Annotated in this window: 40 protein-coding genes and 1 pseudogene; 35 read left to right on the top strand and 6 right to left on the bottom strand. The window is 44.2% G+C overall.

What is annotated here, in order from left to right; translation table 11 throughout:
- The first annotated feature begins 15 nt into the window (after positions 1-15).
- Positions 16-924 carry a hypothetical protein gene (locus tag CGRAC_RS02935; protein WP_005872547.1) on the top strand — a complete coding sequence of 303 codons (909 nt, stop codon included), beginning with the start codon at positions 16-18 and terminating at the stop codon, positions 922-924.
- Between the two features lie 132 nt (positions 925-1,056).
- Here CGRAC_RS02935 and CGRAC_RS02940 read toward each other — a convergent pair whose 3' ends face one another.
- The gene (locus tag CGRAC_RS02940) at positions 1,057-1,758 is read right to left on the bottom strand and encodes an XRE family transcriptional regulator (RefSeq protein ID WP_005872545.1); all 702 of its coding nucleotides are present in this window, start codon (positions 1,756-1,758) and stop codon (positions 1,057-1,059) included.
- A gap of 136 nt (positions 1,759-1,894) precedes the next feature.
- Between CGRAC_RS02940 and CGRAC_RS11760 the strand changes: the two genes are divergently transcribed.
- Entirely contained in the window at positions 1,895-2,035 is a 141-nt protein-coding gene (locus CGRAC_RS11760) for a hypothetical protein (protein ID WP_005872544.1), read from the top strand.
- 12 nt (positions 2,036-2,047) lie between these two features.
- On the opposite strand, the gene CGRAC_RS02945 is transcribed toward CGRAC_RS11760, so the two are convergent.
- Positions 2,048-2,248 (bottom strand): hypothetical protein, encoded by a 201-nt coding sequence (locus CGRAC_RS02945; protein WP_005872542.1) that lies wholly within the window; start codon positions 2,246-2,248, stop codon positions 2,048-2,050.
- A 159-nt stretch (positions 2,249-2,407) separates the two neighbouring features.
- Here CGRAC_RS02945 and CGRAC_RS12690 point away from each other — a divergent pair, with 159 nt between their 5' ends.
- The 21 genes and pseudogenes from CGRAC_RS12690 to CGRAC_RS03055 all read left to right on the top strand — a co-directional run bounded on the left by CGRAC_RS12690 (position 2,408) and on the right by CGRAC_RS03055 (position 14,407).
- The gene (locus CGRAC_RS12690) at positions 2,408-2,536 is read left to right on the top strand and encodes a hypothetical protein (RefSeq protein WP_005872539.1); all 129 of its coding nucleotides are present in this window, start codon (positions 2,408-2,410) and stop codon (positions 2,534-2,536) included.
- Between the two features lie 9 nt (positions 2,537-2,545).
- The gene (locus tag CGRAC_RS02955) at positions 2,546-3,151 is read left to right on the top strand and encodes a hypothetical protein (RefSeq protein WP_005872537.1); all 606 of its coding nucleotides are present in this window, start codon (positions 2,546-2,548) and stop codon (positions 3,149-3,151) included.
- Positions 3,152-4,480 (top strand): Mu transposase C-terminal domain-containing protein, encoded by a 1,329-nt coding sequence (locus CGRAC_RS02960; protein ID WP_005872535.1) that lies wholly within the window; start codon positions 3,152-3,154, stop codon positions 4,478-4,480.
- Positions 4,481-4,557: 77 nt separating this feature from the next.
- Positions 4,558-5,451 carry an ATP-binding protein gene (locus CGRAC_RS02965; RefSeq protein ID WP_050346304.1) on the top strand — a complete coding sequence of 298 codons (894 nt, stop codon included), beginning with the start codon at positions 4,558-4,560 and terminating at the stop codon, positions 5,449-5,451.
- Positions 5,452-5,461: 10 nt separating this feature from the next.
- Positions 5,462-5,644 (top strand): hypothetical protein, encoded by a 183-nt coding sequence (locus CGRAC_RS02970; RefSeq protein WP_005872531.1) that lies wholly within the window; start codon positions 5,462-5,464, stop codon positions 5,642-5,644.
- A gap of 64 nt (positions 5,645-5,708) precedes the next feature.
- Positions 5,709-5,870, top strand: a complete 162-nt coding sequence (gene nrdD / locus CGRAC_RS11765) for an anaerobic ribonucleoside-triphosphate reductase (RefSeq protein ID WP_040304121.1) — start codon at positions 5,709-5,711, stop codon at positions 5,868-5,870.
- A 36-nt stretch (positions 5,871-5,906) separates the two neighbouring features.
- Positions 5,907-6,182, top strand: coding sequence for a sigma factor-like helix-turn-helix DNA-binding protein (locus CGRAC_RS02980; RefSeq protein WP_005872527.1), 276 nt, complete (start codon positions 5,907-5,909; stop codon positions 6,180-6,182).
- Positions 6,179-6,487, top strand: a complete 309-nt coding sequence (locus CGRAC_RS02985; protein ID WP_005872525.1) for a hypothetical protein — start codon at positions 6,179-6,181, stop codon at positions 6,485-6,487. Before CGRAC_RS02980 ends, CGRAC_RS02985 begins: the two co-directional genes overlap by 4 nt.
- 139 nt (positions 6,488-6,626) lie before the next feature.
- Complete coding sequence (locus CGRAC_RS02990) at positions 6,627-6,935, top strand: hypothetical protein (RefSeq protein ID WP_005872523.1); 309 nt, start codon at positions 6,627-6,629, stop codon at positions 6,933-6,935.
- A gap of 19 nt (positions 6,936-6,954) precedes the next feature.
- Complete coding sequence (locus CGRAC_RS02995; protein WP_005872521.1) at positions 6,955-7,725, top strand: DUF2303 family protein; 771 nt, start codon at positions 6,955-6,957, stop codon at positions 7,723-7,725.
- A gap of 64 nt (positions 7,726-7,789) precedes the next feature.
- Positions 7,790-8,140: a hypothetical protein gene (locus CGRAC_RS03000; protein WP_005872519.1), complete on the top strand. Its 351-nt coding sequence runs from the start codon at positions 7,790-7,792 to the stop codon at positions 8,138-8,140.
- A 233-nt stretch (positions 8,141-8,373) separates the two neighbouring features.
- A pseudogene (locus tag CGRAC_RS03010) lies at positions 8,374-8,863 on the top strand (host-nuclease inhibitor Gam family protein).
- A 92-nt stretch (positions 8,864-8,955) separates the two neighbouring features.
- Positions 8,956-9,192: a hypothetical protein gene (locus tag CGRAC_RS03015; RefSeq protein ID WP_005872515.1), complete on the top strand. Its 237-nt coding sequence runs from the start codon at positions 8,956-8,958 to the stop codon at positions 9,190-9,192.
- Positions 9,193-9,403: 211 nt separating this feature from the next.
- Positions 9,404-10,087 carry a helix-turn-helix domain-containing protein gene (locus CGRAC_RS11460; protein ID WP_005872513.1) on the top strand — a complete coding sequence of 228 codons (684 nt, stop codon included), beginning with the start codon at positions 9,404-9,406 and terminating at the stop codon, positions 10,085-10,087.
- Complete coding sequence (locus tag CGRAC_RS03025; RefSeq protein ID WP_005872511.1) at positions 10,084-10,305, top strand: hypothetical protein; 222 nt, start codon at positions 10,084-10,086, stop codon at positions 10,303-10,305. The genes CGRAC_RS11460 and CGRAC_RS03025 overlap by 4 nt, the downstream gene beginning before the upstream one ends.
- Positions 10,306-10,397: 92 nt before the next feature.
- Complete coding sequence (locus tag CGRAC_RS03030; protein WP_005872510.1) at positions 10,398-10,796, top strand: phage protein GemA/Gp16 family protein; 399 nt, start codon at positions 10,398-10,400, stop codon at positions 10,794-10,796.
- Positions 10,796-10,981: an NrdR family transcriptional regulator gene (locus CGRAC_RS03035; RefSeq protein ID WP_005872508.1), complete on the top strand. Its 186-nt coding sequence runs from the start codon at positions 10,796-10,798 to the stop codon at positions 10,979-10,981. Before CGRAC_RS03030 ends, CGRAC_RS03035 begins: the two co-directional genes overlap by 1 nt.
- A 152-nt stretch (positions 10,982-11,133) precedes the next feature.
- The gene (locus CGRAC_RS03040; RefSeq protein WP_005872506.1) at positions 11,134-12,363 is read left to right on the top strand and encodes a structural protein; all 1,230 of its coding nucleotides are present in this window, start codon (positions 11,134-11,136) and stop codon (positions 12,361-12,363) included.
- The gene (locus CGRAC_RS03045; protein ID WP_005872504.1) at positions 12,360-12,677 is read left to right on the top strand and encodes a hypothetical protein; all 318 of its coding nucleotides are present in this window, start codon (positions 12,360-12,362) and stop codon (positions 12,675-12,677) included. The genes CGRAC_RS03040 and CGRAC_RS03045 overlap by 4 nt, the downstream gene beginning before the upstream one ends.
- Positions 12,674-13,108, top strand: a complete 435-nt coding sequence (locus CGRAC_RS03050; protein WP_005872502.1) for an HK97 gp10 family phage protein — start codon at positions 12,674-12,676, stop codon at positions 13,106-13,108. Before CGRAC_RS03045 ends, CGRAC_RS03050 begins: the two co-directional genes overlap by 4 nt.
- 375 nt (positions 13,109-13,483) lie before the next feature.
- A complete protein-coding gene (locus CGRAC_RS03055; RefSeq protein WP_143297842.1) occupies positions 13,484-14,407 on the top strand; it encodes a hypothetical protein in 924 nt (307 codons plus the stop codon).
- Positions 14,408-14,432: 25 nt separating this feature from the next.
- Here the strand turns inward: CGRAC_RS03055 and CGRAC_RS03060 are convergent, their stop codons facing one another.
- The 4 genes from CGRAC_RS03060 to CGRAC_RS03075 all read right to left on the bottom strand — a co-directional run bounded on the left by CGRAC_RS03060 (position 14,433) and on the right by CGRAC_RS03075 (position 17,849).
- Positions 14,433-15,989: a terminase large subunit domain-containing protein gene (locus tag CGRAC_RS03060; RefSeq protein ID WP_005872498.1), complete on the bottom strand. Its 1,557-nt coding sequence runs from the start codon at positions 15,987-15,989 to the stop codon at positions 14,433-14,435.
- Positions 15,989-16,303 (bottom strand): hypothetical protein, encoded by a 315-nt coding sequence (locus CGRAC_RS03065; RefSeq protein WP_005872496.1) that lies wholly within the window; start codon positions 16,301-16,303, stop codon positions 15,989-15,991. The genes CGRAC_RS03060 and CGRAC_RS03065 overlap by 1 nt, the downstream gene beginning before the upstream one ends.
- 9 nt (positions 16,304-16,312) lie before the next feature.
- Entirely contained in the window at positions 16,313-16,639 is a 327-nt protein-coding gene (locus CGRAC_RS03070) for a hypothetical protein (protein ID WP_005872494.1), read from the bottom strand.
- Between the two features lie 193 nt (positions 16,640-16,832).
- The gene (locus CGRAC_RS03075) at positions 16,833-17,849 is read right to left on the bottom strand and encodes a phage portal protein (RefSeq protein ID WP_005872492.1); all 1,017 of its coding nucleotides are present in this window, start codon (positions 17,847-17,849) and stop codon (positions 16,833-16,835) included.
- Positions 17,850-18,026: 177 nt separating this feature from the next.
- On the opposite strand from CGRAC_RS03075, the gene CGRAC_RS03080 reads away from it, so the two are divergent.
- The 12 genes from CGRAC_RS03080 to CGRAC_RS12280 all read left to right on the top strand — a co-directional run bounded on the left by CGRAC_RS03080 (position 18,027) and on the right by CGRAC_RS12280 (position 24,793).
- Positions 18,027-18,803, top strand: a complete 777-nt coding sequence (locus CGRAC_RS03080) for an XkdF-like putative serine protease domain-containing protein (protein ID WP_005872490.1) — start codon at positions 18,027-18,029, stop codon at positions 18,801-18,803.
- Positions 18,800-19,693, top strand: coding sequence for a hypothetical protein (locus CGRAC_RS03085; RefSeq protein WP_005872488.1), 894 nt, complete (start codon positions 18,800-18,802; stop codon positions 19,691-19,693). The genes CGRAC_RS03080 and CGRAC_RS03085 overlap by 4 nt, the downstream gene beginning before the upstream one ends.
- Before the next feature lie 9 nt (positions 19,694-19,702).
- Complete coding sequence (locus tag CGRAC_RS03090) at positions 19,703-20,023, top strand: hypothetical protein (protein ID WP_005872486.1); 321 nt, start codon at positions 19,703-19,705, stop codon at positions 20,021-20,023.
- Positions 20,024-20,066: 43 nt separating this feature from the next.
- Complete coding sequence (locus CGRAC_RS03095; RefSeq protein ID WP_005872484.1) at positions 20,067-20,510, top strand: glycoside hydrolase family protein; 444 nt, start codon at positions 20,067-20,069, stop codon at positions 20,508-20,510.
- Entirely contained in the window at positions 20,488-20,799 is a 312-nt protein-coding gene (locus CGRAC_RS03100) for a hypothetical protein (RefSeq protein ID WP_005872482.1), read from the top strand. Before CGRAC_RS03095 ends, CGRAC_RS03100 begins: the two co-directional genes overlap by 23 nt.
- Positions 20,765-20,986 (top strand): hypothetical protein, encoded by a 222-nt coding sequence (locus CGRAC_RS11310; protein ID WP_005872480.1) that lies wholly within the window; start codon positions 20,765-20,767, stop codon positions 20,984-20,986. The genes CGRAC_RS03100 and CGRAC_RS11310 overlap by 35 nt, the downstream gene beginning before the upstream one ends.
- A gap of 185 nt (positions 20,987-21,171) precedes the next feature.
- A complete protein-coding gene (locus tag CGRAC_RS03110) occupies positions 21,172-21,465 on the top strand; it encodes a hypothetical protein (RefSeq protein ID WP_005872476.1) in 294 nt (97 codons plus the stop codon).
- Positions 21,455-22,060: a phage baseplate assembly protein V gene (locus CGRAC_RS03115; RefSeq protein ID WP_005872475.1), complete on the top strand. Its 606-nt coding sequence runs from the start codon at positions 21,455-21,457 to the stop codon at positions 22,058-22,060. The genes CGRAC_RS03110 and CGRAC_RS03115 overlap by 11 nt, the downstream gene beginning before the upstream one ends.
- Before the next feature lies 1 nt (position 22,061).
- Positions 22,062-22,349: a GPW/gp25 family protein gene (locus CGRAC_RS03120; protein WP_005872473.1), complete on the top strand. Its 288-nt coding sequence runs from the start codon at positions 22,062-22,064 to the stop codon at positions 22,347-22,349.
- Positions 22,346-23,431 carry a baseplate J/gp47 family protein gene (locus CGRAC_RS03125; protein WP_005872471.1) on the top strand — a complete coding sequence of 362 codons (1,086 nt, stop codon included), beginning with the start codon at positions 22,346-22,348 and terminating at the stop codon, positions 23,429-23,431. Before CGRAC_RS03120 ends, CGRAC_RS03125 begins: the two co-directional genes overlap by 4 nt.
- Entirely contained in the window at positions 23,428-23,982 is a 555-nt protein-coding gene (locus CGRAC_RS03130) for a phage tail protein (RefSeq protein WP_005872469.1), read from the top strand. The genes CGRAC_RS03125 and CGRAC_RS03130 overlap by 4 nt, the downstream gene beginning before the upstream one ends.
- Positions 23,975-24,793 carry a hypothetical protein gene (locus tag CGRAC_RS12280; RefSeq protein WP_050346305.1) on the top strand — a complete coding sequence of 273 codons (819 nt, stop codon included), beginning with the start codon at positions 23,975-23,977 and terminating at the stop codon, positions 24,791-24,793. Before CGRAC_RS03130 ends, CGRAC_RS12280 begins: the two co-directional genes overlap by 8 nt.
- Positions 24,794-24,807: the final 14 nt, after the last annotated feature.

Genomic DNA, 24,807 nt, shown 5'->3' on the forward strand with positions numbered 1-24,807 from the left:
TTACCGGGGGCAAGAATGGATCAAAATAGGCTTGAGGAATTAAGAAAGCTACTACAGAAGCGGCATCAGGAGCCAAGGCAGGGCTTGGAGCAAAATTCTAACGGCGACAATTTTAAAGCCTCAAATTCTGAAACCAAAAATTCCGAAGTTTCAAATTCTGAAACCAAAAATTCCGATCCTGACACTTTAAATTTAAAAGCCGAATTAGAAGCCGAAGCGGACCATAATTCTGCCTGTGAAAACAGCGCAGAGCCGCAAAATTTTATATCGGATGACGGCGGCTCTTTGCAGCAGAATTCCAAGACTAGAGATTACGACAAAAATCCGTTAATCATAAAAGATCATACTTATTATGACTATATGAAATACTCTATAATTCCTACTATGGTAGGCTTGTTAGTAGCGCTTGCATTTGCCACTATCGTAAATCCTATAAACATTGAAATGTTTCGCCTCGTTCCTTTGGTCTTGGTAATATTCGTAACAAATTTTATGAATAGAGACGGCGCATACTTCGTGTTTTATAACGATAAAATTTTATATTACAATAAAAATAAGATTCGTAAAACGTTCGAGTTAAATAAGATCGGCGCTATGGTTTTGAGCTTTGACTGGAGATGGAGCTGGAAGCAAAAAATCCCAATTTTTATAAAAATCTTTCTTGTTATTTGGTTTTTGCTCGGTTGGCTTGCGACGGGAGAGCCGATCAACGGCGTGGCGATAATTTTTACTTTTTGCTTTTCCATTTTAACCACCAAAGCCTATATGCATCTGCTTAACGGTAGCCTCGGCTTTTTCGGTCTTCACGATCAGCTTGTGCTTTATGATAAATCTCATATAAAAGGTAAAAAAAGTGAGATTGATAAAAAATGCGGAGCGAATAGCGATTTGGGCGATATTTGTAAGCATATAGGGGTGAGGTAAAAAATGAGAAACTAAAATGCGAATTTTGCAATTTTCGCGCATTTTTTTCACATTTTTGAAAACGAGCCCTAGGGGGCTTCAAAATAGCTTCAAAGTTCTTTCAAAAAGCTTCAAAATCCCTAAAAATAGGCTTCAAATCACGCAGCGCAAAACCTTACCGACGATTTGTACTCGGACCTCGTCATTCGGTCCTATCTCATAGCTGCGGTATTCTTGATTGACGCTATTGACAAAAAGCGTACCGTTTGGGTGCTTTTGTAGCAATTTCACCATAAAATTTCCGCCGAAATCTATGATATAAAGTCCATCCCCATCGAAGCTCGGCCCCATGCGTGCTATAACCCAGCTATCCGGATAGAGCATCGGTATCATCGAATATCCGACGACTTTGAGGCAGCGGATATTATGCTCGTTTACGGGTAAATTAAAAAGCATCCGAGAAAAAGGCACGAGCACGTCCGTATCGTATACTTCGACGCCTTCGATATCGACGCTCTCGCCCGCACCAACGGCCGAGCTCAGCTTACGGATGAAAATTTGATCCTCTGCGATCTGCTCTTTTTGTGACTTTTTAAGGTTTGCGGGACTTACGACAGAATTTTTATTACTTACGAACGACTTACGAAGCACTAACGAACTTTTGTCTTTTGTAAAAAAATCAATATCGACATCCAAAACCTTTGAGATGTCTGATAATTTTTTAACCGGAATTTCAACTTTATCTGCTTCGTATAGTTGAATACTCGCTCTTGATATTCCGCTTAAATTTGCTAATTCTAGTTGAGTTAATCCGCGCTCTTCTCTTAAATTTTTAATTCTTAAGCCCAAATTCATATGCTTATCCTTGATAAAGCATAATATCTTATGCTATAATTCAAAATATCTTTAGAAAAATAATACCTATAAAAAGGTTAAGGTTTTCTAAAAGTTCTTTGAAATTTTATTGTTAAACCTATTTAAGGAGGATACGATGAGTAAGATAGATGAGCTACATAAAGAGTATCTTAGACAAAGAGACGAGCTGATCGCAAAGATGTTTATGGAAGAAGATGCCAAGGCGGCATTGTCGAGAGAAAAAAGAGGGCTACAGGGTATGATTTTACCCCCGTAGTGATAATTTTATCTAATGAGATTTGCAGACTTCGTCGATCATCTCAAGAGCGGCAATGTAACGATTAGTAATATACTCTACGCTGTCTTCGGGTAGCCCGTGGGGTTCTAGATGCGCTTTGGACGCTATGCGTTTAGCTTCATCAAAGCATCCGAGCTTTTCTAGAATACTTAGGGCTAGCCGCTCTTTTGCGACTTGGCTTAAACTTTCCATTTTAACGACTCCTTTCTATAAGATATGTGCAAAAAAATTATAGCAAAAGGGGTCTTTAAAGTCGAAAAATCGGTTTACCAATAAAATTTTAAAAAGGAGCGGCTTTGAAAGCGAAAAGAAAAGAGAGCCTAGCAAGGCAAATAAAGGCTAAAACAAAGTATGTATGATCTAAAGGCATACTGCGAGATTAGAGGGCTTAGCGTTACGAGCCTTTATAAGGGCTTTATTAGTAAAAAGAGCAAAAAGATACTCGAAAAAGACGGTATAGCGGTAAGTAGGGTAGCCTAAGGCTTAGATATGTGGGTAAATTCCAAGTGCGCGGCTGAAATTTTGGGTGTAAGTGACAGAGCTTTGCAAAAATCTACTAAACTAGCATCTCAAAAAGGCAAAAAAATTTGTTCTGTAAAGCATAATATATTATGCTTTACCTACACCGATGGCATCGGTCGCGGTGGTAAAACCCTTCAAATTTGGATTGATGATAATCTGATAAACGGCGAAAACGGCGAAATTTCACAGCAAAGCGCGCCCGCCGCCATTAAAAATAGCGCAGAGAGCGAAGATAAATACCAGGAACCCGCGCTCTCCGCAGAGCAAAACGAGCGTAGCGACGCAGGGCGAGGCGGCGTTTCTTGCGAGCGCAGCGAAGCAGAGCAAAACGCTCCGAGCCTAAAGATTAAGGATATAGAAAAGATGAATAAGTTAAAGGCGGTAAACGAGCTAAAAAGCTGCCCTGCGGGAATGAGTAAGACGCTATGGGGCAAGGGGGTAGCGGCGAAATACGAAGTGAGCTTAAAAACGCTTTATTCGTGGGCTAAGCTATTTAAGCAAAGCGAAGTAGAGGTAAAAAACGATGAGCTAAGCATTGATTTCAAAGCTAAATTTAAAAGCTCCAGCTTTTAGATGAGCGCTTTAGAGTGGGCGGTGGGCTTTATGCTGCACAATCCGCTAGCTAGCAAGAGCTTTACTTACGAGCAGCTGCAATCCTATGCGAAAGATAACGCCCTTAAAATCGGCTCATATCAAAGCTTTGCCCGCCTAACCGCGGCGCCCGAGATTAAAGCGATGTTACTTCGTGCAAGCTGCGGCGATCGCGGCGTACGAAACGAGTGGGCTATGCATATCATCCGCGATCTAAACTGCTATGAAAGTATGGAGATGATCTGCGGCGATCAGATAGTATTTGATTTCGATGCGGTAGGCCCCGCAGGAGAGGTAGTTAATCCTAACGCTTATGTTTGGATCGATATGGGAAGCGGAGCGATAATAGGCATAGATATAGTGCTTGGAAAATATAACCGCCTAAGCGTAGGCAATAGTCTAAAGATGGCTTTGCGCTTTGGCATCCCCGATGCCATCTATACTGATAACGGAAAGCCCGAGCTAAGCGAGTATATCGCAGGCGTCAGATCTCAGCTAGGCGGGATCAAATTTAGAGATTTTGACGATTTGGCGCCAAATCTACTTCATAAAAAAGCGAAGGTAAGGAATTCCCGCGCGAAACCTATCGAAAATATCTTTAATCACGTCCAGCGCCGCATGGGCGAGATGGTAATAGCCGAGCGCGGCGGAGCGGGATACCATAAAGACGGCGATAGACAAAGCGAAATCGTAGCTAAATATATGAAGCAAAACCCGCTTAATTTTACCGATTTCATCTCATATTTCGAGCGGGCGGTGAGGTGGTGGAACGAGCACTATAACGCATCTCGTAAGATCCATCCTCTAAAAAGCTTCTTAGATAAGTTGGAGGCTAAGCCTCGGGCGGTATTTGATGAGACGACGCTTGAGTATATCTTTAGCGAGCGCAGATCTATCAGGGTGAGAAATAGCTGCATAGCTCTATCGGTAATGGGGCAGAGGCGGACATATTCGCATCCTGCGCTTTGCAAACTCGTAGGGCAAAACGTAGAGGTAAGGATAAACAGAGGCGAGGTAGAAAGCGTATTCGTCGTAGATATGAAAAATAATCGCCCTATCTGCGAGGCTCATTTGATAGATCGTATAGATCCGCGCGATCATGCCGCGCTTAGCGCGCAGCTAGCTAAAAATGAGGCGGTAGTAAGCGCCGTTAGGCAGGCGTTTGGCTATTACGCAAACCTTTATAAACGTCCTAATACTATCAGCTCCTATGCGAGTACGGCGTTTGAAGTCGAGGCCCAAAGACAAAACAGCAGGCGTCTGCACTCCAAAATTGCTATGAGCAACGAGGAGCTTTTGGCGGCGATGTAAAGCGCCTTTAAAATCCGCTAGCGGGCAGATTTTATAAGCGTTTGCTTAAATTTAGCCTACGGGCAAAGGAAAGAGCGATGAGTTTAAAAGAAAAATTCGAGGTATGCAAGGCTTACGGCATAACCTTAGGCAAGATCGCAGATGCGATCGGCAAGAGAGAAGGCACCGTTAGCGGCGTGCTAAACGGCAAATATGACTCCTCTAAAAGCGAGCTATATGCCGCTGCGATCGAGGCGTTTTTAGATAAGGTAATTGCCGCTAATACTCCCAAAAAAGAGGCGCGAAATGGGGGCGAATGGCTAAGCCTGGCACAGCAAAAGATCAAGGAGCGCATCTATAAGATGGAGCAGACGAAGCTTAGCTTTTTTGAGCTCATTTTGGGCGAAAGCGGCATGGGGAAAACCTACCTGCTTCAAAAGCTTACGGGCGATCTCGGCGGTATCTACGTAAAGGCTAGAAAGAGCCTAAGCGCCAGCGCATTTATGAGTTTGCTGCTGCGAGCCGTGGGTGAAAAGCCTAAGGGCAATACGGATGATAAATTCGAGCAGTTTTGCGAGGCGATCTCGAACTTAAAAACACGTCTGATAGTAATCGACGAAGCCGATCTTTTCGTGCGCGATAACGATCTGACTTTTGAACGGAAATTTGAGCTTTTGCGCGAGATCTATGAGTTTAGTAAACGCGAAAACCTAGGCATAGCCGTAATTGCCGTAGGTATCGGAGTGCTTAAAAAGCGTATCGATAGGCTAGGAGGCTATCTGCAAAGTAGGCTTACCTACTCGCCAGAGATGACGCTAAGCAGGGATGAGCTTATTAAAATCGGCAAGCTGGCAGGTATTGATACGGAAGTGGCGGAGTTTTTAGCCGAGGGGCAAAACGCAAGGTTATATGAAAAGACGGCGCTAAATTTAGCCCTAGGCTACGAGCAAAAAGTAGCCGCTAATTTAGTTTATCACGTACGAAAAAGATAAGGGGTAAAAAATGAAAATTTCAAAAGATATGAAAATGAGCGATCTAAAGGCCTGCAGAGATGAGATCATCATCGCGCACTCATTCATTCTATTTCACACCCCGCGGGGCTGGATCGCAAAGATGAGAAAGCGCGAGAGCATAGTAGTGCCGATGCCTAGATTTCGTCGCGGGCTAGGAACGATTTGGAGCTAAGGCTTTGATTTTAAATAGCGCCCTGCGCGGGCGTCTTATAAAGTCAAATTTAAAAGGAGCGGATATGAAATTTCCAAAAGAGCTTGAAGCAAAACGCACCAAGTGCATAGTATATACCCGTGTGATGGGCTACTTACGCCCGGTAGAGAGCTTTAATATCGGTAAGATAGGCGAGCATAAGCAGCGCGTGCTATTTGAAGAGAAAAAAAGATGTCGCCCGCACTAAGTAGGCGCAATAAGCGGAAGCAAAAGGAAGGGTGAAATGCAAAGAATTCAAGGCTACCGCACGGACAAGGTATGCGCCGAGCGGGTGAGGATGCTAAAGGGCGATGCGGATGTAGCTTACCACGAGCTTGCGGCGATGCTAGGTATCAGCGTCGAGCGCGTCGCGATGATAGAGCGCACGGCGCTTGCGAAGCTTAGGCACCCGAAAAACCGCAAGAAGTGGATGGAGATATTTGAAACCATCGCCGAGCTTGAGCGCTGCGAAGCTCAAAGGCTCGGTAGTGGCTGGAGCCTGAAAGGAACAAAAAGTTGAAACTTAAGGATTTGATAAACCTAAACACGCAGGATTATAGCGCCACAGCTCTGCGCGAACTACACGCAAAGATGAGCGCCACCATGCCCTCGATGGTAAGCGTAGGTTTGCGCTCGGTGCGTCGCGACGAAATAAGAGGCGGGTTGCTCGTAAAGGGCTGGGCATTTTATGTGAGCTTTTGGTGCAAAAGCAAAAAGGAGTGTGCGGAAATCGCATGCTTTGGTAGGCTTCATATTTGCGCCGATGAGACGATGGCGGCAGATCCGTATATAGAAAAGATTTTAAGGCATTTAAAAGAGCCTTAATAACGCCCAAAGCTTTTAATGGAGCTTTTAAATTTAAAAATTCCATTAAGCGCTTAATGAGCTCAAAGTGCGGCAGAGGAGTTATATCAATAGCTCAAGGTGGGTAAAGCCCTGAAAAATCAAAAGAAAGGTCGAAGAAATGACGATAGTAAATAGCGATATAGATGTCTTAGTTGACGCCTTGCGAAGCTTAGGTGCAGGAGCGCTTTTAGGCGCAGCCGCAGAAAATTTAAAAGAAGCCATAAGGGCGGTGCAGATTACGGGGAAAACGGCGGGGGTCACGATAAAAATAAGTGTGAAATCCGATCCAAATTCCGAAGGAGAGGTACTCGTTTTCGGAACTACGAGCGCAAGCCTTCCAAAAGAGCCCGTAAAAGCTAGATTTTATGTGTCAAACGAGCTATTACCGGTACGAAATGCGCCTAATCAGCTCGTAATGAAAATGTAAATTTTAAAAAGGATAGAAAATGCAAGAAAAAGAGAGTAAATACGTAGTACCTAGCGTAGTGCTGGACGAAGACAAAAGAGCCATACTAAGGCACCAAGACTACGGAATATCCGAGGTTTTACTAAAAGAGCCTCTAAGAAACAAATATACCGTAGACGCTCTTGACGTAGATAGCTTCGTTGATCTAGTCAATGAATATAAAGAGCCTAGCTCAAAGCTATTTTTCGACGATAAAAGCATAAAGTGCATCGTCGATTTTAATTCTAAAGATAAGGCTGAGTTTTGTGAAAAGCGCATAAATCTGGGCTTAGGCTACACGCCGTTTTATGAAACCTTTGCCGCCAGCGTAGGCAAAAATCTAGGTCAGCGCGATTTCGTATTTTTGCTAAAAAGCCTATTTATGTTTATTTCAGACATTGACGGCAAGGCAAACGACGATATGGATGTGATCGAGTTAGCAGAAAGCCTGCAAGCGGTTAAGAAATTTGACAGCGTGCAGAAAAACACTAGCTCAAAAATTAGCCTAGACGTCGAGATCAAATCGGGAGCGAAAGAGACCATCTCTATACCAAAGACGATCACTTTTACATTACCCGTTTACGAGGCCGATACGGAGATTAGAGGGAAATTCGAGTGCGAGCTTTTCGTAAGTATCGATGAGGAGAGGTTCGGTCTAAAGCTAGTGTGCTATACGGCGGAGGTTTCAAGGCGTGAGGTGCTAAGCAAGATAGTATCAAAGATCAGCGAGCGCTGCGAAGGGGTGAAAGCCTATAAAGCCAGCATAAATTAATTTTACAGAGCCCTTTTTTGAGGGCTCGATAAAGTTAAATTTAAAAAGAAAGGAGCAAAAGACAATGGACAAACGAACGGCAAGGCTTTGTTTCGTAAGCTCGCCGTATGCAAGTATCAAATGCAAGCATGATCGAGATCGCGACTACTACGCCCGCAAGCTTGCCGAGCAGGCCTGCGCCATCGTGCGAGCTAACGGCTACGAACCCATAAGCCCGGTGCTTGCATGGCTAGGCGTATACAGCGAACTGGAGCGAGATCGCATAATGAAAAACTGCGAGGAGCTTCTAAGCGTTTGCAGCTATTACTATTTCTTTCCGTGTGAATACTCGGAAAATAGTAAGGGTATGGCTTACGAGCGAGAGCTTGCAAGGCAGCTCGGCGTAAATGAGCTGAAATTTAGCCTTTTTGACTAAAGGGCATGCGGTGCGGATCGTAAAGAAGAATAAAAATCACCTTCCGATCTGCCTACGATACGGCTACGTCATAAAATACGGACTAGCTAAACGCCTAAAGTTAGAATATCGGCGACAAAAACCGATAAAAAAAGCGGCGATAGCCGCCGTAACTTTAGCGGGGTGCGGGGTAGAACCCCGCTCGCAGGCTCGGACTTGTTTGAGCCGAGAAATAAAAATATAAAGGAAAAACTATGGAGATCAAAAACTTCGCAGACGTCGATAACGCGCTAAAGAGAGTGTGTGAGCTGGAGGTGGCTCTTGCGGACATTAACGGCGAAATAACGCTGAAGTGCAATGAGATCAAAGACGCGCAAAAAGCTAAGGTAGAAAAGCTCGATAGCGAAAAGAAATATATCGAAGCCCAAATCACGGCTTTTTGCGAAAGCAATAAGGCGGAGTTTGCCGAAAAGCGCAGCAAGGATTTTACTTTTGGCAAGATCGGATACAAACTAAGCAAGAGCGTAAGCTTGCCGCGCATCAAAGAAAAGGTCGAAAAGCTCATCAAAGCGCTAAAGAGCTATAAGCTTGATGATTGCATATCCTACGAAGAGACTATAAAACAAAGAAGCGATCTGCGAGCTCGATGACGCAAGCCTCGTTAAGCTTGGGCTAAAGCGTACGGTAAAGGATAACTTCCGCATAGAGACTAAGATAGAAAATTTGCAAAGCGCAAATATTTAAAGCTTTAACAAAAAGCCCTATTCAAGGGCTTTTGATTAAGGTTTTACGAAGCGAAATTTTGGTAGAATATCGCATCTTTTAAAGGAGAGAAAATGGCAGAAGCAAGCGACAATCTGATTAAGCGAACCTGCAAACAGCTTGGGCTTACTTATAAGCAGCTCGGGGAGCTGATAGGGTATTCCGAGAGCGCGCTAAATAACGCCGCAAGGCAAGATAAAATTAGCGAACCGCTTACATTTGCCATAAATTTATATCTTGAGAATTTAAAACTCAAAGAGGAACTTAAAGATTTCAGGACTTTAAAAGACATTCTCTCAAAAACACTTTAAAAGTGCCAATTCTTAATTATAAACATAAAATATCGCTTCAAAACCTTGACAATAATACTGTAAAAGTGTTATAATCCTTTCATCAAGCACTAATAAAGTGCTTTAGCTTTTACCGACGGCTTAATTTTAAGCCATCGAGCGAAGCACGGATTATAGCCTAAGGTTTGTCGAAAGACTTCAATCGTTTAAAATTTTACCAAAGGAGTAAAAGATGAACGCTGTCGTAAATTTTAACGGCTTGGATTTAGAGGTGCTTGAGTTTAATGATACTTGGGCTTTATCAAACAAACAAGTTGCAGATGGCTTTGGGGTAAGTGAAGAGGCTATCAGGCAACAAAAATCGCGCGGAGAATACCGAAATAATGTGCATTTTTACACTGTGACAAATTGTAACGGTGGTGCATATAAGACTTTTTGGACTAAAAAAGGCGTCATCACGTTGGGTTTCAAGCTACGCGAGACGCCTCAAACTATCGCCTTTAGAGATTGGGCGAGCGACTTTATATTAAAATCGAATGATATTATATCTAAATCCAACCCATATTTAGATAAACTAGTTGATAATATGGGCATCCTAAACGAAAAGATAGATAAGCTTCAGGCTAAAAACTCCGCCCTTGCAGGTGAGCTGATCGAAGCTAGCCGCAAATACACCGCCGCACTCGAGCGCGAAAACGCCCTATTGCGTCGTGATGCCGAAGGAGCCGGGCGGCTGCTTAAGAAGTCCACCAAGCTAAGCGAAGCGGAAAGAGATGAAGTAGCAAGGCTGTATGAAAGCGGGCTATCGCAGGCACAGATATGCCGCAGGCTCGGTCGCAGCGATACGGCGGTGCGAAACGCGATAAGATCTCGCAGCTTGGGCAGCGCGGGCGGACTTTTCGAAGGTGCGCTATGAGGGAGGTAAGTATTGCCTATATCGATGCGGCGGATAGGGCAAGGGATATGCTTTTATGCCTAGGCGTTTTAATGCAAGGTCTTGGCTTAGTATGCGAGAATTACGAAAGCCCCAGCGGGCTAAAAGAGGCTCTATATCTTTTAAGCAGATCCTGCGACGACGCAAGCGACGATATGGCTCGGGCGAAAGCTGAGGGATTGCCGCCTGCTAAGGCATAAAATAACTTCATCGGGGCGAGAGATCGCCCCTGTTAAAAATTCCGCCCGTTTTTGCTACAATCGCAGCGTCTTTAAACCGCAGGAGCGAAATCATGACCAAATCCCAAGAAATCTATCGCAAAAAGCTTCTAGCGATGATCCATCTGCACCCGTTTCATAAGCACGCCGTGCAAGAAGGGGCGTGGGATGTATTTTTGCAAAGCTGGGGTGTGGGCAGCTGTGCCGAGCTAAACGTAAAAGAGCTCGTAAACGTGCTAGCGGTAATGGACGGCAAGGCTGCCCCTCGCAGATTTGAGGACGCAGCGACCGCTCCGCAAGTGTTTGCTATAAGAAACGCATGGCAAAGAGTAGCGGTAAACGTAAGCGAAACTGCGCTGCTAGCCTTTGTAGGGCGCATCATTAAGCAGCCTTGCACCGATGTGTCAAAGCTAAGTAAAAAGCAAGCATCCTGGGTTATTGCCGCTCTTAGGAAAATGAGGGAGGCTAGATAGTGTTTTGCCCGAAGTGCGCACACGAAAAAACCGCCGTGCTAAAAACCATAAAGGGGCTAAAAAATATCCGTATGCGCCGCTGCGAAAAATGCGGATATACCTGGATTACTGAAGAAAAACCGCTTAAAGATAAAGATCTGGCGGGTTACGTAGAGTATATTGACGAGATAGATAAAAAAGTTTAAAAATAATATCTCTTTTCGCGAAGTTAAACCGCTGAAAATTCCAAAATTTTGCGTAGCAAAATTTCTGAAACTTTAGCGGGGCGCGGGGTAGAACCCCGCTCGCAGGGCGGGCTTGGCTCGCCCAAGAAGTAAAAGCAAATAAAAGGTAAAAAATGAGAAATTTAGCTAGATCTTTAATAAGATTTAAAATTTTAAAAGCAAAGGGCGAGGTAGAAGCCTTGTTACAAAACTACTCACAGACGCAAAGACAGAGGCTGGAGCAGATCTTAGATGAAATCGTAGCTCTTAGCACGCAAGAAACGGATGCGTCTACGTTAAAAAAGCTACTCTTAGATAAGGCTGCAAGTGCAAATATCGAGGTTAGCCCGCAGGATTTAGAAAGCATATATATCATCCTTGCGCAAAAGGTGAGCAAAAAGCTTGCCGTAGCGGCTGCGGGGCACATTAAAGAAGCCGTTAAATTTAGCTTTGACACCGTCGATGCCGAAGCGATCGAGGCTATGCGCAAGGGATTTTATTGGATGGGCAAAGAATACAACGAAAGGCTGCAGAATAGGCTAAAAGATATTATCGAGCGGGTTTTTAAAGCAGAGATTGCAAACGAGGAGGTAGGCTCCGCACTAAAAGAGGAGTTCGGCTCCATTATAAACGCAGATGAGAGCTATTTTAAAGGAGTAGCCGATCATATTGCGCTTCAGGCGCAAAACGTAGCCGCCGTGACGCAAGGAAGCAAATACGGCGTGCAATTTTACAAAGTGCTTGCGATCTTGGACGATCGTACTACAAAAATTTGCCGCAGCATGCACGGGCGCATAATACCCGCCGAGCATCTAAGCGCACAGGCGGATAAAATTTTAAACGCTCATAGTTTAGCCGATAAAAAAGCCGCCGCCGCGTGGCGGGATCAGGCCTTTTTCGGCAAGAGTTTGCCTAAAAACTTCGGTCTGCCTCCGTATCACTTCCGTTGCCGCACGGAGGTAACGCCCGTGTGGGTGGATGAAGAGGAAGAAGATGGAGTGATGATGCGAAACACGCAGCCGCTAAGCAATGATGAGATAATCAGGCATATCGATAAAATCGGCGTGGAGCGCGTGCTAGATCTAAAAGCGGCGAATGGCGAGCACGGGTTAAAAAATAGATTAAAACGAAACGAAAAGCTAAAAAGCGATATAATAAAAGCGTTAAATTCGATAATTGCTATAGCCCCTAAAAAGGATGAGGAAAACTTAAGCAATGCCGTAAGCAGCAATGGCTATTTTATGGTGTTTGATGGCAATAGGATAGTAACGGCATACAAGCCAGGCAAAGGTGCGCAGACGTATTTTAAGGAAAAAAGCCTAGCGTTGCAACAAGAAATAATTAAGAGATGGTGGCAAAAATGAGGGATTTTATTTTATACATTGATGAGCCCGAATGGGGCGTATACCAAAAGGGCTATAACCTTTGGGCGGGGGAGGATTACGATAAAAAGCTTGCGGACAGATATCCCTTTGCTACGCTTTGCGTAAAAGACGGCCTAATTATGGGATTTTTTGATATATCTGTCTCGGACAAAGTCATAAAAATATCTCAAAATGACGAGATGATGAGGGAAGTTTGCAACTTCAGAGTACTAATTCATAATAAATTTAAAGAGATTTTTAAAGGTTCATTTATTGACGCGCTTAAATATATAAAGGAGCATTCGGCTAAATGAAAAATTTAGATAAAGCTTTACGAAATTTCATCTACCGTGTGGGTGCGGAGACCGTGAATGTAGCTAAAGAGCATACCGCACCCATTAAAACGGGTGCGCTGAAGCGGAATATAAAAGTAATAAGGATAGATGCAAGAAGCGTAACTATAGGCAATACTGCAGGGGTTGGTTATGCTAAGTTCGTCCATGAAGGCACGGGGCTTTACGGAGCCAAAAAGCGTAAGATAACGCCTAAAAAAGCTCGCGCGCTAAAGACGCCGTATGGATACAGAAAATCGATAAAAGGACAAAAGCCGAATCCATATTTGCTTAGGGCGTGGAACGAATACAAGCTTAAAGGGCTTGCTAAGGCCCACGTGGCACTCACTAAAGACATCGGGCAAGAGTTGGCGGCGGAGATAAAGGCGAGCTTACAAAAAATGACTCCGTAAACGCGATAAAAATTTTTAAAATCGCAAACTCTCGTATATTGTTGAATTTGACATCGGACTTTAAACGATTTATAATTTAAAGAAAATTTTAAAGGCGCATCGGTGTTTCAAATTTTCATCATCTTATTAGGGTTGTTTGCGATTCTCTTATTAATTTCAATTATAAATAGGAAGAAATGGAGCAAAATTTTAGGCTACGAGCCCACATTGGACGAGATGAGTATTATACTTGAGCTTAGAGCGGCTGGATGTTCTCAAGAAAAAGTAATTGAAATTTTACACGCATTTAATTCAAAAATGCTTGATAAAAAGGCCATTGACGCCATTATAAAAGACAAAAAACAAAGATTAAAGTTTCAAACGAAACGGCAGGAGTTGCAAAATAGACCTACGGAAATTACGGCATACGAACAGGAATCAGAAGAATCGGCGGATGTTATAGACATAGACCCAAGCGATGAGCAGATGATCTATAGTACCGATATCTGTGCCAATAGATATGCCGATATCGTATATCAAAGCCTTCATATAGCCATAAATAGTAAAAAACTAGACACGATAGAAAGCAGGATCGGCGTAGCCGAAGATGACTTTGAAAAAATCATACAATATGATAGCTATTTTGCCAAAGCTATAGAAAATAAATATAAAGACCTTTTAAAAAGAGCATACACGGCCAAATATATCAATGTAGCGCAAGCTTATTATGAAAAATACCAAACATTAAAATCGCAAAAAGCCAAAGATAAGTATTTTGATATGGCAAAAGAGCATTTAGAAAAAGGGATGGAGGATTTTGCCGCGGATCAAGACACAATACGCGGGAAATATAGAGAACTGTTTGACGAAAATTTTAAAGTTTTGCCGCAAATTTTAGAGGCAGAGGTGATCGACTCAGACGAATATCCAGCTGGAACGACTAATGAAATGATCAAACTTTTTAAAATGGGTAGCTTCGATGAGTTAAGAATGTTGATAAGCCAGATGGCCTATAAATTTGCTAGCACGCCGCAAAGCGATGCCGTAAAAAAGATAGGTATGTTTTTCGTAAAGCACGATCCGATATATATAGACATATTATCAAAGGTACAAAAGATAGTTTCTAAAAGTCAAGGCGTAAAACAATCAACAATATATAACGACGTAAGCCCCGATGAAGTTTATTCTGTTGAGGATATACGATACGTACTTTATTATGCAGCAGAATACGGAGATATTATAAGAAAACCGTTCGGCAATAGCTACAAACTATACACGAAAGAATATCCGCAAGATAACCTACTTATCTCAGGTAGCTAGTTTTACGTTTACGATGCCTGAAATTTCAAATTATATACGCCTTGTTCCTTCTCTCGCGTACCTTTTCAAAGTAGCTAAGCGCTAAAGCCAACGCCCAAAACCTATCGGCATGGCCGTGCTCGTTTCGATCGCTATCGTATAAAAAGCTCTTTTGCCCCGCTTTACGCTTAATGGCGTGCAGGTCTGCGATAAGCAAAGGATCGTTAGGGATAGATATGCTTTTGTCCTCAAAGTGCTTCTTTAAATTTAAAGCCAAAGCCTCCTTGACGCTAGCGGTAAAATATACTCCGCTCACGCGAGAGGTAAAGCGCGATTTAAGCCGCTCTGCTACCGGCATACCGATGCCCGTTTTATCGATCTTAAGGTAAGCTAGTAAATTTAGTCTCAAAAAATCCGTTAATAGATTTTCTTGCGCCTCAAAGCTTGCTTTTGCTATCACATCGTAAAGACATAGCCTTTTGATGCCCTCCCCGGCGTCATAAACCCCCATATGCACGCTTCTGTCCTTGGTGCGTCCTACGTCATAACCTGAAAATACGGGTATATTTTTTGGCGGCAATGTGGGGGTAAAATCGCTTACGCAAGATTTGATAAGATCGATACCTAAAAGTGCGCTTTCATCATCTACAAATTGACATTCATAGGCGCTAGCCCAGGTATCGGCATCAAATAATGCCCTCATCGTCTCAAGATCAAATTTCAATCCCCCCGCCATAGCCCGGTAAATATCTACGCGGTGGCGGCTAAACATATAAAATTTAAGCTCGTCGCCAAATAGCTCGGCAAAAAAACTATTCTCTTCAAAAGGTGTAGAGAGAATGGTAAGCCTACCGGCTACGGCGCCGATAGAGGGCACGAAGGCGTGCCAGATACGCTTTTGATTGGGATACCAAGCAAACTCATCCATCCAAATATCGCCGGTAAAGCCTTGAACGGTGCGAAAATTATGTGCCATGACGCGGATGGTAGCGCCGTTATCAAGGCTCTTTTCATATTCGCTATCCTTGGCAAAGGATACGCCTAGCTTTTTCGCCCACATTTGCGAATAATTCATTAAAATTCGGGCCTGCTCCTCGCTGGCGCTTAAAAATAGTTGATTACGCCCCGCTACGGCGCCAAGGAGCGCATCGAGGCTCGAGACATAGGAAAATCCTATCTGACGGGATTTTAATACGATGCGAAATTGCGAAGCGTCGTTTAAAAAATCCTTTTGATAATCGAATAGCTCGCCGCTTTTAAGCGCTATTTCTTTTAGGCTTTCATATGCTCCGTTCATTAGCGCAATGGGTTTTTTCTTATTTTTTACCTTTTGTTCTTTTGCTTTGGCGCCCTGCAGCCTAGAAAGCGAAGCTGTAAGCATGGCGATCTGCTTTGCCTTGGAGTCGCTGCTTTTGCCCTTGCTAAGCGTAGCTATTTGAGCTTTTAGATTTTGGATCGTCATCGCGCCGCCCTCTTCCGCACCTTTCTTACGCCAGCGCGCGATCGTAGCGGCATTTACTCCGTAAGATTTAGCTAACTCGGAGGCGGCATAACCCGAGTGCAAAAGATTTAGGATAAGCTCTTTCGTCTTTTTGCTATACATCACTCATCCAGACTAGCCATAGCCAAAAAATCTAGGGTAAAGGTGAAATTTAATATGTCCACGCCACGCTCATCCGTAGCATCTACGCTAGAGCCCGTAAAGCTTAGTAGCGGAGTTAGTCGCATCAGCTCTTTTAGCACCGTCTCTCCGCTTGCGATAGGTACTATTACGCTAAGATTGACGCGGTATTGCGTGAGATTTAGCGCCGATCTTTCGGATACAAAAACTTTATAATCGTCCTCATGTTTTAAGATAAGTTCTTCGCAAAGTGCAATAAGCGCTTTTTCAGTAGTGATTTTTTCGCCCAGATCCATTTTTACTCCTTAAACCGCGGCATAGAAGTAGCCGTTAGTGTTCTTTTTAGTCGTTAGCTTATAAAATTTATCCATCCAGTACTCCTCCCATTGCTTTACGTCCTTGAAAGTCTCCAGGCTTTCGTCGTATTCGTTCGCACGCTGCTGGATCTTTAGCCAAAGCTTTTGCCCCAAAAGAGCAAGGCTCATATAGGCTTTAGCCTTAATCAAGTTTAGCCCGCTAATGTCATATTTTTTTATCTCATATTCTGCCATCTCGATATATGGGATAATCTCTTCGTCGCTTATCATCTTTAATTTGTTATATCTGCGAATTTCGTTTAAAATTTCATCCATGTTTTTTTATCCTCTGTGCTCATAATTTAAAACCCCCTTCAAAAAGCTTCAAAACGCTTTCAATTTTGCCGCAAAACTTTTTCCCGTATGTTTTATCGTCTTAAGCCATAAAACGAGCGTAGCGACGCGAGGCGTAGCCGAAGCGACGTTTCTTGCAAGCGCAGCGAAGCAGAGTAAAACGGCTTAAACGCTTTTATTTGTCGTATCCTAAAATTCCACGGGCCTCGGCGAGCGATAAGATACCGCTAGCAACCAAAGAACTCATTAGCTCGCCGTCGTCCTTAAAGCTGCTAACATCGATCGGATTTAGTTTGATCTTAAAACCCAAAGAATCGAAAAACCACTCTATCTGTTTCTGCTTAGGTATAATAGTAAGCTCATTAAAGCTATGTAGCTGCTGGGCGACCTCGCCGCCGCCACCGAGTTGAGAAGCGTTTATTATGCCCATCATCCGAGGCGGTACGCCATGAGCGGCAATAATCTCGTCTCGATTTAAATTCTTAAGTTTTTCAAAACTTATATCTTCTACTTTGCTGAGATCTTCTATGCGTACCTTAGCGTTTTCGCCGTTTGCCGTAAGCACCAAAGTTTTATGGGCCTTCTGATGGCCTTTAAAATTTACTCCAAAAAAATCTCTAAAAGCATTAAGCTGCGCCTCGTCGGGTTCGGAGTTTTCAAATATGATCGCAGTATCGGCTCTAGCTGAGTTTTCAAAAAAGGCGTTATTGAAGCTATCGGCTTTTTGATTAGTCATTATGGCTAAAAGCGCGCCTAAATAATCAGGCTCGCCGTAGTATCTGCTCATCGGCGAATAATATGCTAACTGCCTCGCATTTAGCGCGATCTTACGCCCGTTTTTTACCTGAAAAACCTCTTTGTTTTTGTCCACTCGCGCTTCTACGGAGGGCAAGATATAAAGATTTCGCCCGGCGATCTCCAAATAAGCATTGCCGAAGATTTCTAAATTTAATATGAAGGCGTATAAAAAATCCTTAGGCGTGCCTGCCATACCTTCTAATGCTTTGCCGTCTTGCACGTTTGAAAGCAAAGAGGCCTTTAGCTGGATCGCTCTACGGTGATAGGTATTGGCATAAAATAATCCAAGCAAGTGTTCCGGAGCGCAAAACGGCTCTATAATACCGTCCGCACCTACAGTTTCATCTTTTATTTGCGCGCTGGCTTCCGCGGCAGCTTTAAAAATCCTATCCATATTACACCTTAAATTTTTAGCGACATTGTATAGAAAAATTTTATAAAAGTTAAGCTAAATAGCGCGTATAGCGCTTATATGGGTTTTAATTTTTTCATATTTTTGTAAAAATAACGCAACTTTTTGAGCTTATGGCAATAACCCATCGCGAGAAATTAAAACAAAGGAGGTACAAAGGTGGCAAAAGAGATCACGGATCTACAAATTCATCTGATCTCGCTCGTAAATGCAGGGGCGAATAATAAAACCGTCATCTATAAGGATAAAAATTTCGAGGAGCTTTTGCGGGTAAGTTTCAGTAAGGACTCAGCAGGGGAGGAAGGGATCGTATACGGCATAGTTTATGCTCCGGACGAGGTGGATAGCCAAGGCGAGTTTGCAAATGCCGCCGAGATTAAAAAGGCGGCATACGACTTTATGAAAAGAGCCGATCTTAGCTATTGCGTCGACGTAAATCACGACTTGCGCCCGGCGCCTGCGTATATCTGCGAGAGCTGGATAGTCAAGGAAAAGGATGCGTTTTTCAGCGAAACGGGCGCTTGGGCCGTAGGCATCAAGCTTGAGGACGAAGATCTGCGCGCTCGCGTAAAAAGCGGCGAGCTTTCGGGGTTATCGATGTACGGCTCCGGAGTCATCAAGTCGGGTGACGGCACGGGCAAGGAAGGCGGTATGTTAGAGGCGGTCAGGCAGGGCCTGAGGGAGTTTTTTAGCAAGAAAGATGAAAGCGGAGCGACCCCGCAAGGGGTGGTTTCTAATAAAACCGAAAAAGGAGAGGAAATTACCGAGCTAATTAAGGCCAAAACGGCGGCGAGCGACGAAAAGATGGCGAACTTGGAAAAATCGCTAGAGGATTTAGGAGTGAAGCTCGGAGCTTTGCAGGAGCAGATCAATAAGTCCGCTCAAGATACGAGCGTTTCAAAACAAAAAACTTCAGGTAGCGAGGGGATACTATGAATAATCTAAGTGAAATTTTAAAAGGTTCAATAAATGCGCAAAACGTTACGTTAAGCGGATCGCTAACGCCGGCACAAGCGCACAACTTCGTAGATGCGATCAAAAACAATAACGGCTTTTTAAGCAAGATCCATACCGAAAAGATGGGAAGGCTTACCAAGGAGCTTGATGCATGGGATGTAGCCAAAGGGATCTTGGTGCGCGTAGCAAGTGGCGAAAAGCCTACTGAGGCGCAAAGAGCGGCACTCGGTAAGGTAGGTACGAAGCTCGATGCCAAAGGCGTGCAGCTATTTGCTAGGATTTTACAAGACGCGCTGGAGGACAATGCCGATAATCCAAATTTTGAGACCGAGACCCTAAACGCCTTTACGAAAGCTTTCGGCAACGATCTTGCCCTACTTGGTTTCATAGGTGAGAGCGACACCTACGACGGCACCTTTAAAAAGCTGCATAAAGGCTGGATCCAAGTCGCCAAAGACGCTAGCGATACTACGAAGCTAACCTATGCAAGCTCGGATAAGGTATCGGATAGACTAGGCGCGCTCGTAGGCTCCATTAATTCCGACATCTTGGGCGAAAGCGTGGTGCTGATCAACCCCGCCGACGCACAGGCTTACAACAAAGAGCTAAGCGCGCTAAATTCTCCGATTCACTTGATCCAAGGAGGCGCGGACAAAATTTTAGGCGTACCTTTGGAGATTACCCCACTAATGCCAAAAGGCGTATATATGGCTACTCCACTTAAAAATCTCGTGCTGGGAATGGGGCTTGACGTGCGCCGCAACCGCTGGTACGACGCGGAGGAGCGGGCATTAAAATATGTCTTTGATCTTTATACTGATTATGAGATCGTAATCAAAAGGTGGGTCAGCCTAGCGACCGCTGCATAAGGATGCGATATGAAATATTTTGCACTAAAAAACATCTGCGCGGGCGGAAATTTCGTCCGCGAGGGTGAATATGTGGAGCTAGGGGGAGAGGTTGCCGCGGAGTATCTAAGCGTGGGTGCGATAGAGCAGGCAGAGTCTTTAGAGCTGGATAAAACCCAAACGGACGAGCCTCAGGCGGAAGGAGCAGCGCAAGAGCTGCAACCGGATATTGATAAGGCCTCGTCTGAAGTCGCGGGGCAGCAGCCTACCGAGTCCGAATCGCAGGCAGGGCAGGCGGAAAAGACTGCGCCTGATGAGGCTGCCGCCAAAAAGAACAAAGGTAAAAAATGAGATTTATTGCCGCAAAAGTTTTAGACGAGCAAAGGAGCGAAGAATGAGCCTAATCGCAAACATCAAAGAAAACGAAGGCTTTTGCGGTGAAATTTATGAGGACACAAGGGGCTACAAGACTATCGGTTACGGCTTTTTGGTCGCAGCTCTTAGCAAGAACGAACTAGCGCTAAACGGCGGAAAAGTAGAGCCGATGAGCCGCGAGGCGGCGGATCAAATTTTAGAGCTGAAATTAAAAAAGTTAAAGCCTAGGGTATTTGAAGCCTTTGCCTGGCTTCAAGACAAACCGCAAAACGTGCAGGACGTAGTGATAGAGATGTGCTATCAGATGGGTGTTGTGAAAGTGCAAAAATTCGTTACGACGCTTCATCATATCCGCATGGGCGAATATGAAAAGGCTATCACAAACGGGCTTCGCAGCCTTTGGGCGCAGCAGACTCCAAACAGAGCGAAGAAGGTGTTAAATGGGCTTCTTGCTAAACATTAAATTTATACTGGCGGCTTTCGCGGTAATAGCGGTATTGTGCGGAGCCGAGATTTTAAGCCTTAAAAGCGATGTTTCGCAGCTAAGCACCGAAAATGCAGGGCTAAAGGCGAAGTTGCAGCAATGCGAGCTAAATCTAAGCTTGCAAAACGCCGCGATCAAATCCCTTGAGGTGAACGCAAGCCGCCGCAACGAGGATAAGATCCAAAGCGTTTCTAAAATTTATGTCAAAGATAAAAGTTGTGAGGCACAATTAAATGCATATAAAAAACTTCTTGATAGCGCTTTTTAGCGTGCTTTGTCTATTTGGTTGCAGCACAAAGGAACCACAGATAAAGCAAGTCTATGTGCCTGTGCGCTGCAATCTGAAAATGCCGCTTAAACCTGCGGCAAACGGCAACTTTGAAGCGCATAAAGAGCTTGTGAGGTATTTTTTAAAATGCGAAGAGATAGCCAAAGACTGCACAAGGAGCGAGTAATGAAAGCTTTGATTTGTCTGCTTAGAGCTTTTGTCTTGGTGGTATTTAACCTTGAGCTTTACGTAGTCTTTGACAACTTTATACGAAGCGAAAATTTAGTACTCCTTCTTTGGTCGCTTTGTATAGGTATTGCAGGCGCTCTTTTTTCGCCTACATTGCTATATAAAACCTTTAGAGTATGAGTCATGGAGTATCTGCTCTATATATTAGCTGCAGGCGTTGCGGGCAGCGTAACGGCCTTTTTGAAGTATGGCGAGCGTGGCGCGGGTAATTTTATCAAACGAGTATTGGACGGCTGTTTTAGCGCATACATCGTTTATGAGATATCTTTCTTTTTCTGCAAAGATATGCGCCTTAGCCTTGCGATCTGCGGGATTGGCGCTTTTAAAGGCAGCGGGATTTTAGATTTAGCGGTCGGATTTATAAGAAATAAATTTGATCTAGATGATAGAAACAAGGACGAACAATATGAGCAATAATCTAAATGAGATTGGCATCGTAAGCGAAGTAAGCGGGGATCGCGCAAGGGTTGCGATCGGTCTACTCGTGACCGATTTTTTGCCCGTATTTCAGCCTTTTGCCAATTCTTTCGCCACGGGCTTTGCTCCGATCCGAGTGGGCGAGCAGGTGCTTGTGCTGCCGGTACGAGGTGAGCTCAACGTAGGCGTGATCCTGCGCGGTATCTATCAGAGCGCCCATCGAGCAGCCGCGACCGATAAGAAGATCCACGCAAGTTTTGAGGATGGGGTAAGCTTTTCGTATGATACGGCTAGCTCCACTCTTGAAATTTCAAGCCCGAAGCAGATCAATATCACCTGCGAAAACGCAAGCTTGAACGCAAAAAGCGTAAACGTAAAAGCGGATGATACTACCATACAAAGCGGCAATATCAAGCTTTTGGGAAATACGCTCATTCAAGGCTCAATCTCTACCGCAGGAAGCGACGGGGGTAGTGGTAGCTTTTCTATCAACGGAGATCTAAATATCACAGGATCGCTTAAGACAAGCGGAGATATAAGCGACGGCAGAGGCTCACTTTCTAGCCATACCAACGGCGGAGTAGCGAGGGATTGAGATGAGCAAATACCTAATAAGCATTGAAGATAGCATAAAAGATATACTTTCTACCCCTATCGGCTCTAGGGTAATGCTGCCGCAGTACGGCAGCCGCCTTTTTGAGCTGATAGATAGGCGGGTCAATGATGAGTTTAGAGCCGATCTTAGCTACTTTGTCATCGAAGCGGTGCAAAGATGGGAAAAACGGGTGCAGATCGACGAAGTCAAATTAATATCGTTGAGAGATCACAAGCTAAGCTTTAAAATTTTGCTTACTAACGGCAAAGAGATCGGAGTGGAAATATGAGCTTTTTAAAAAATTTGCCCTATCCAAACGTCATCGAACAGCTTAGCTACGATGAAATTTTAAAAGCCGTTAAAGGGCTTTTTAAAGGTCATTTAAACGATGACGAGATCGCTTTGCTTGAGAGCGACCGTTTTTCGGCTCTGCTTGAAACGTTAGCTTACCGCGAGCTGTTTTTAAGAGCTCGCATCAATAGCACCGTAAAATCTATGCTGCTACCTTTCGCGCAAGGGGCTGATCTTGACAATATCGTTGCGATGTATGGAATTGCACGCAAAAAGGGCGAAAGACCCGTAGCGGAAGTAGAATTCACCTTGAGTATGGCGCGCGATTCGGACGTACTAATCCCAAAAGGCACTATCTTGTGCGCAAGCTCCGGCGAGCTTGCCGCTATCAAAGATGACATCACGATCGCAGCGGGGCAGCTAAAGGGTACAGGCCATAGTGTCCTACAGACCTTCGTCAAACAAAGCGATCTAAAATGCGAGCTCATCCAAACGCCTTTTTCATTCGTGCTTAAAGCGCGCCAAACATCGCGCTTTGAAGGCGGTGCAGATGAAGAGAGCGACGAGAGACTGCGCGATCGCGCCGTGCTTTCGCTGGAGCGATTTTCTACGGCGGGAAGCAGGAAAGCCTATATCTATCACGCTCTGAGTGCCAACGCCAAAGTGGAGGAAGTGAGCGTGATAAACGGAGGACCCGGTATTGTGAAGCTCTATCTAAAAACTGCCGATATGAGCGAAGAGACGAGAGTGAGCGTGCAAAGCTATATAGGCGGCGAGCGGGTGCGGCCGCTTTGCGATACCGTAGTCGTAGAGAATGCCAAAATTATTAATGCCGTAATAAAAGCCGAACTTGAGCTAAAAGATATGCTTTTGCAGGCTAGTATTCAAAGCGAAATCGAAGCCGGCAGGACCAGTCTAAGCCTCGGCGAGGATCTAAATCTAAGCTATATCTATTCTACTCTGCACCGCGAGGGGGTGTATCGGGTAAATCTAAAACAACCCGCCGCCGACATAAAAGCGGACGTAGATAGTTTTGTGAAAATCAAATTTGAACTAAGCTTTGCAAAGGCCGTATTATGAGTATTTTACCAAGCGGAAAGCCAAAATTTGACAAGAAGCTCGACGATCTTTTTGGCCTCAGCTTAGCAGGGCTTGATATAGGAGTGATAAACACCTTGGCGGATAGTTGCCCCGCTTCGCTTCTTGGGATTTTGGCAGATAGCCTGGACATAAATATAGATGGGCTAAATGAGACTGGCGCAAGGCTGCTTATTAAAGAGGCCTTTAAAATTCATTATTATTCAGGCACCTTTTACGCAGTCAAAAAGGCGGTGAATGCGATCGATAGCGGAGCGATCATAGTAGAGGGAAATTTAGGGCAGAAATATGACGGCTCTATAAAACATGATAGAAGCAGATTTTACGGCTCAAACTCGCATTGGGCCGAATATAGCATCATAAGCAGCGTTCCTCTTTCAAAGAGTAGGGCGGCGGCGATAGCGACCGCGGCAAAAGCGGCGGCGCCCGCAAAGTGTGTGCTAGCTCTGATCGAGCATCAGGCTAGCCAAATCACATATAACGGGCAAATAAAATATAACGAGCAATTCAACTATGGAGCATACAATGGCTAATATCAAAGAAGAAAAAACCTGGGAAGAAGGGATATATCAGCTCGAAGTAACCGATCCGGTAGTAGGCGGAATAGACGGCATAAGCAACAAGCAAGCTAAGCAGCTGGCAAACCGCACGAGATACCTAAAAGAGCAGATCAAAAACAATAAAAGCAGTATGGATACCGCCCTTGCTACAAAACGAAATGTCACAGATAGCTACTCAAAAACCCAAACCGATGAAAAATTCCTAAAAATTGGGGACTATGGCTTGGGCGGGGTGGACAATATGCCCATCCTAAATAATCTAGATGATTTTACAACAAAGACAGGTATTTATAGGACAGTAGAAGATAGGACTACTGGAACTCCTCCCGCTACTTGGTCAAAAATTAGACACTCTTCAGTAATAGTGGAAAGAGTAGACCAAAACTGGATAAAACAAACAATGACCTATATAGACAGTGAACATATACCGCTTGTATGGTATAGGACAAACAAGAGCAATACCATATGGCATTCTTGGACTTGTCTAAACCCTCTCGGAGTAGGTCAAACTTGGCAAGAGGTTACAAGCCAGAGGCTAAAGGGCGTTATTTATACTAATACAACAGGACGTCCAATTCTTGTATGTGCTACTGACTACAACGGAAACGGTGGAGGAAGTTCTGTCATAGAAATAGACGGAGCAGATAGAGGAGTGATTATGGGGGGTACCGCCACACAGACTTCCTGCACAGTAATAGTACCTGTAGGGTCAACTTATAAGGTAAAAGACAATGTTCCAACTCCTGGCAGTGAAAACTATTACAGATGCCACGAACTACGATAACGAAAGGACAAAAC

The sequence above is a fragment of the Campylobacter gracilis genome (genome assembly GCF_001190745.1).
GTDB lineage: Bacteria > Campylobacterota > Campylobacteria > Campylobacterales > Campylobacteraceae > Campylobacter_B > Campylobacter_B gracilis.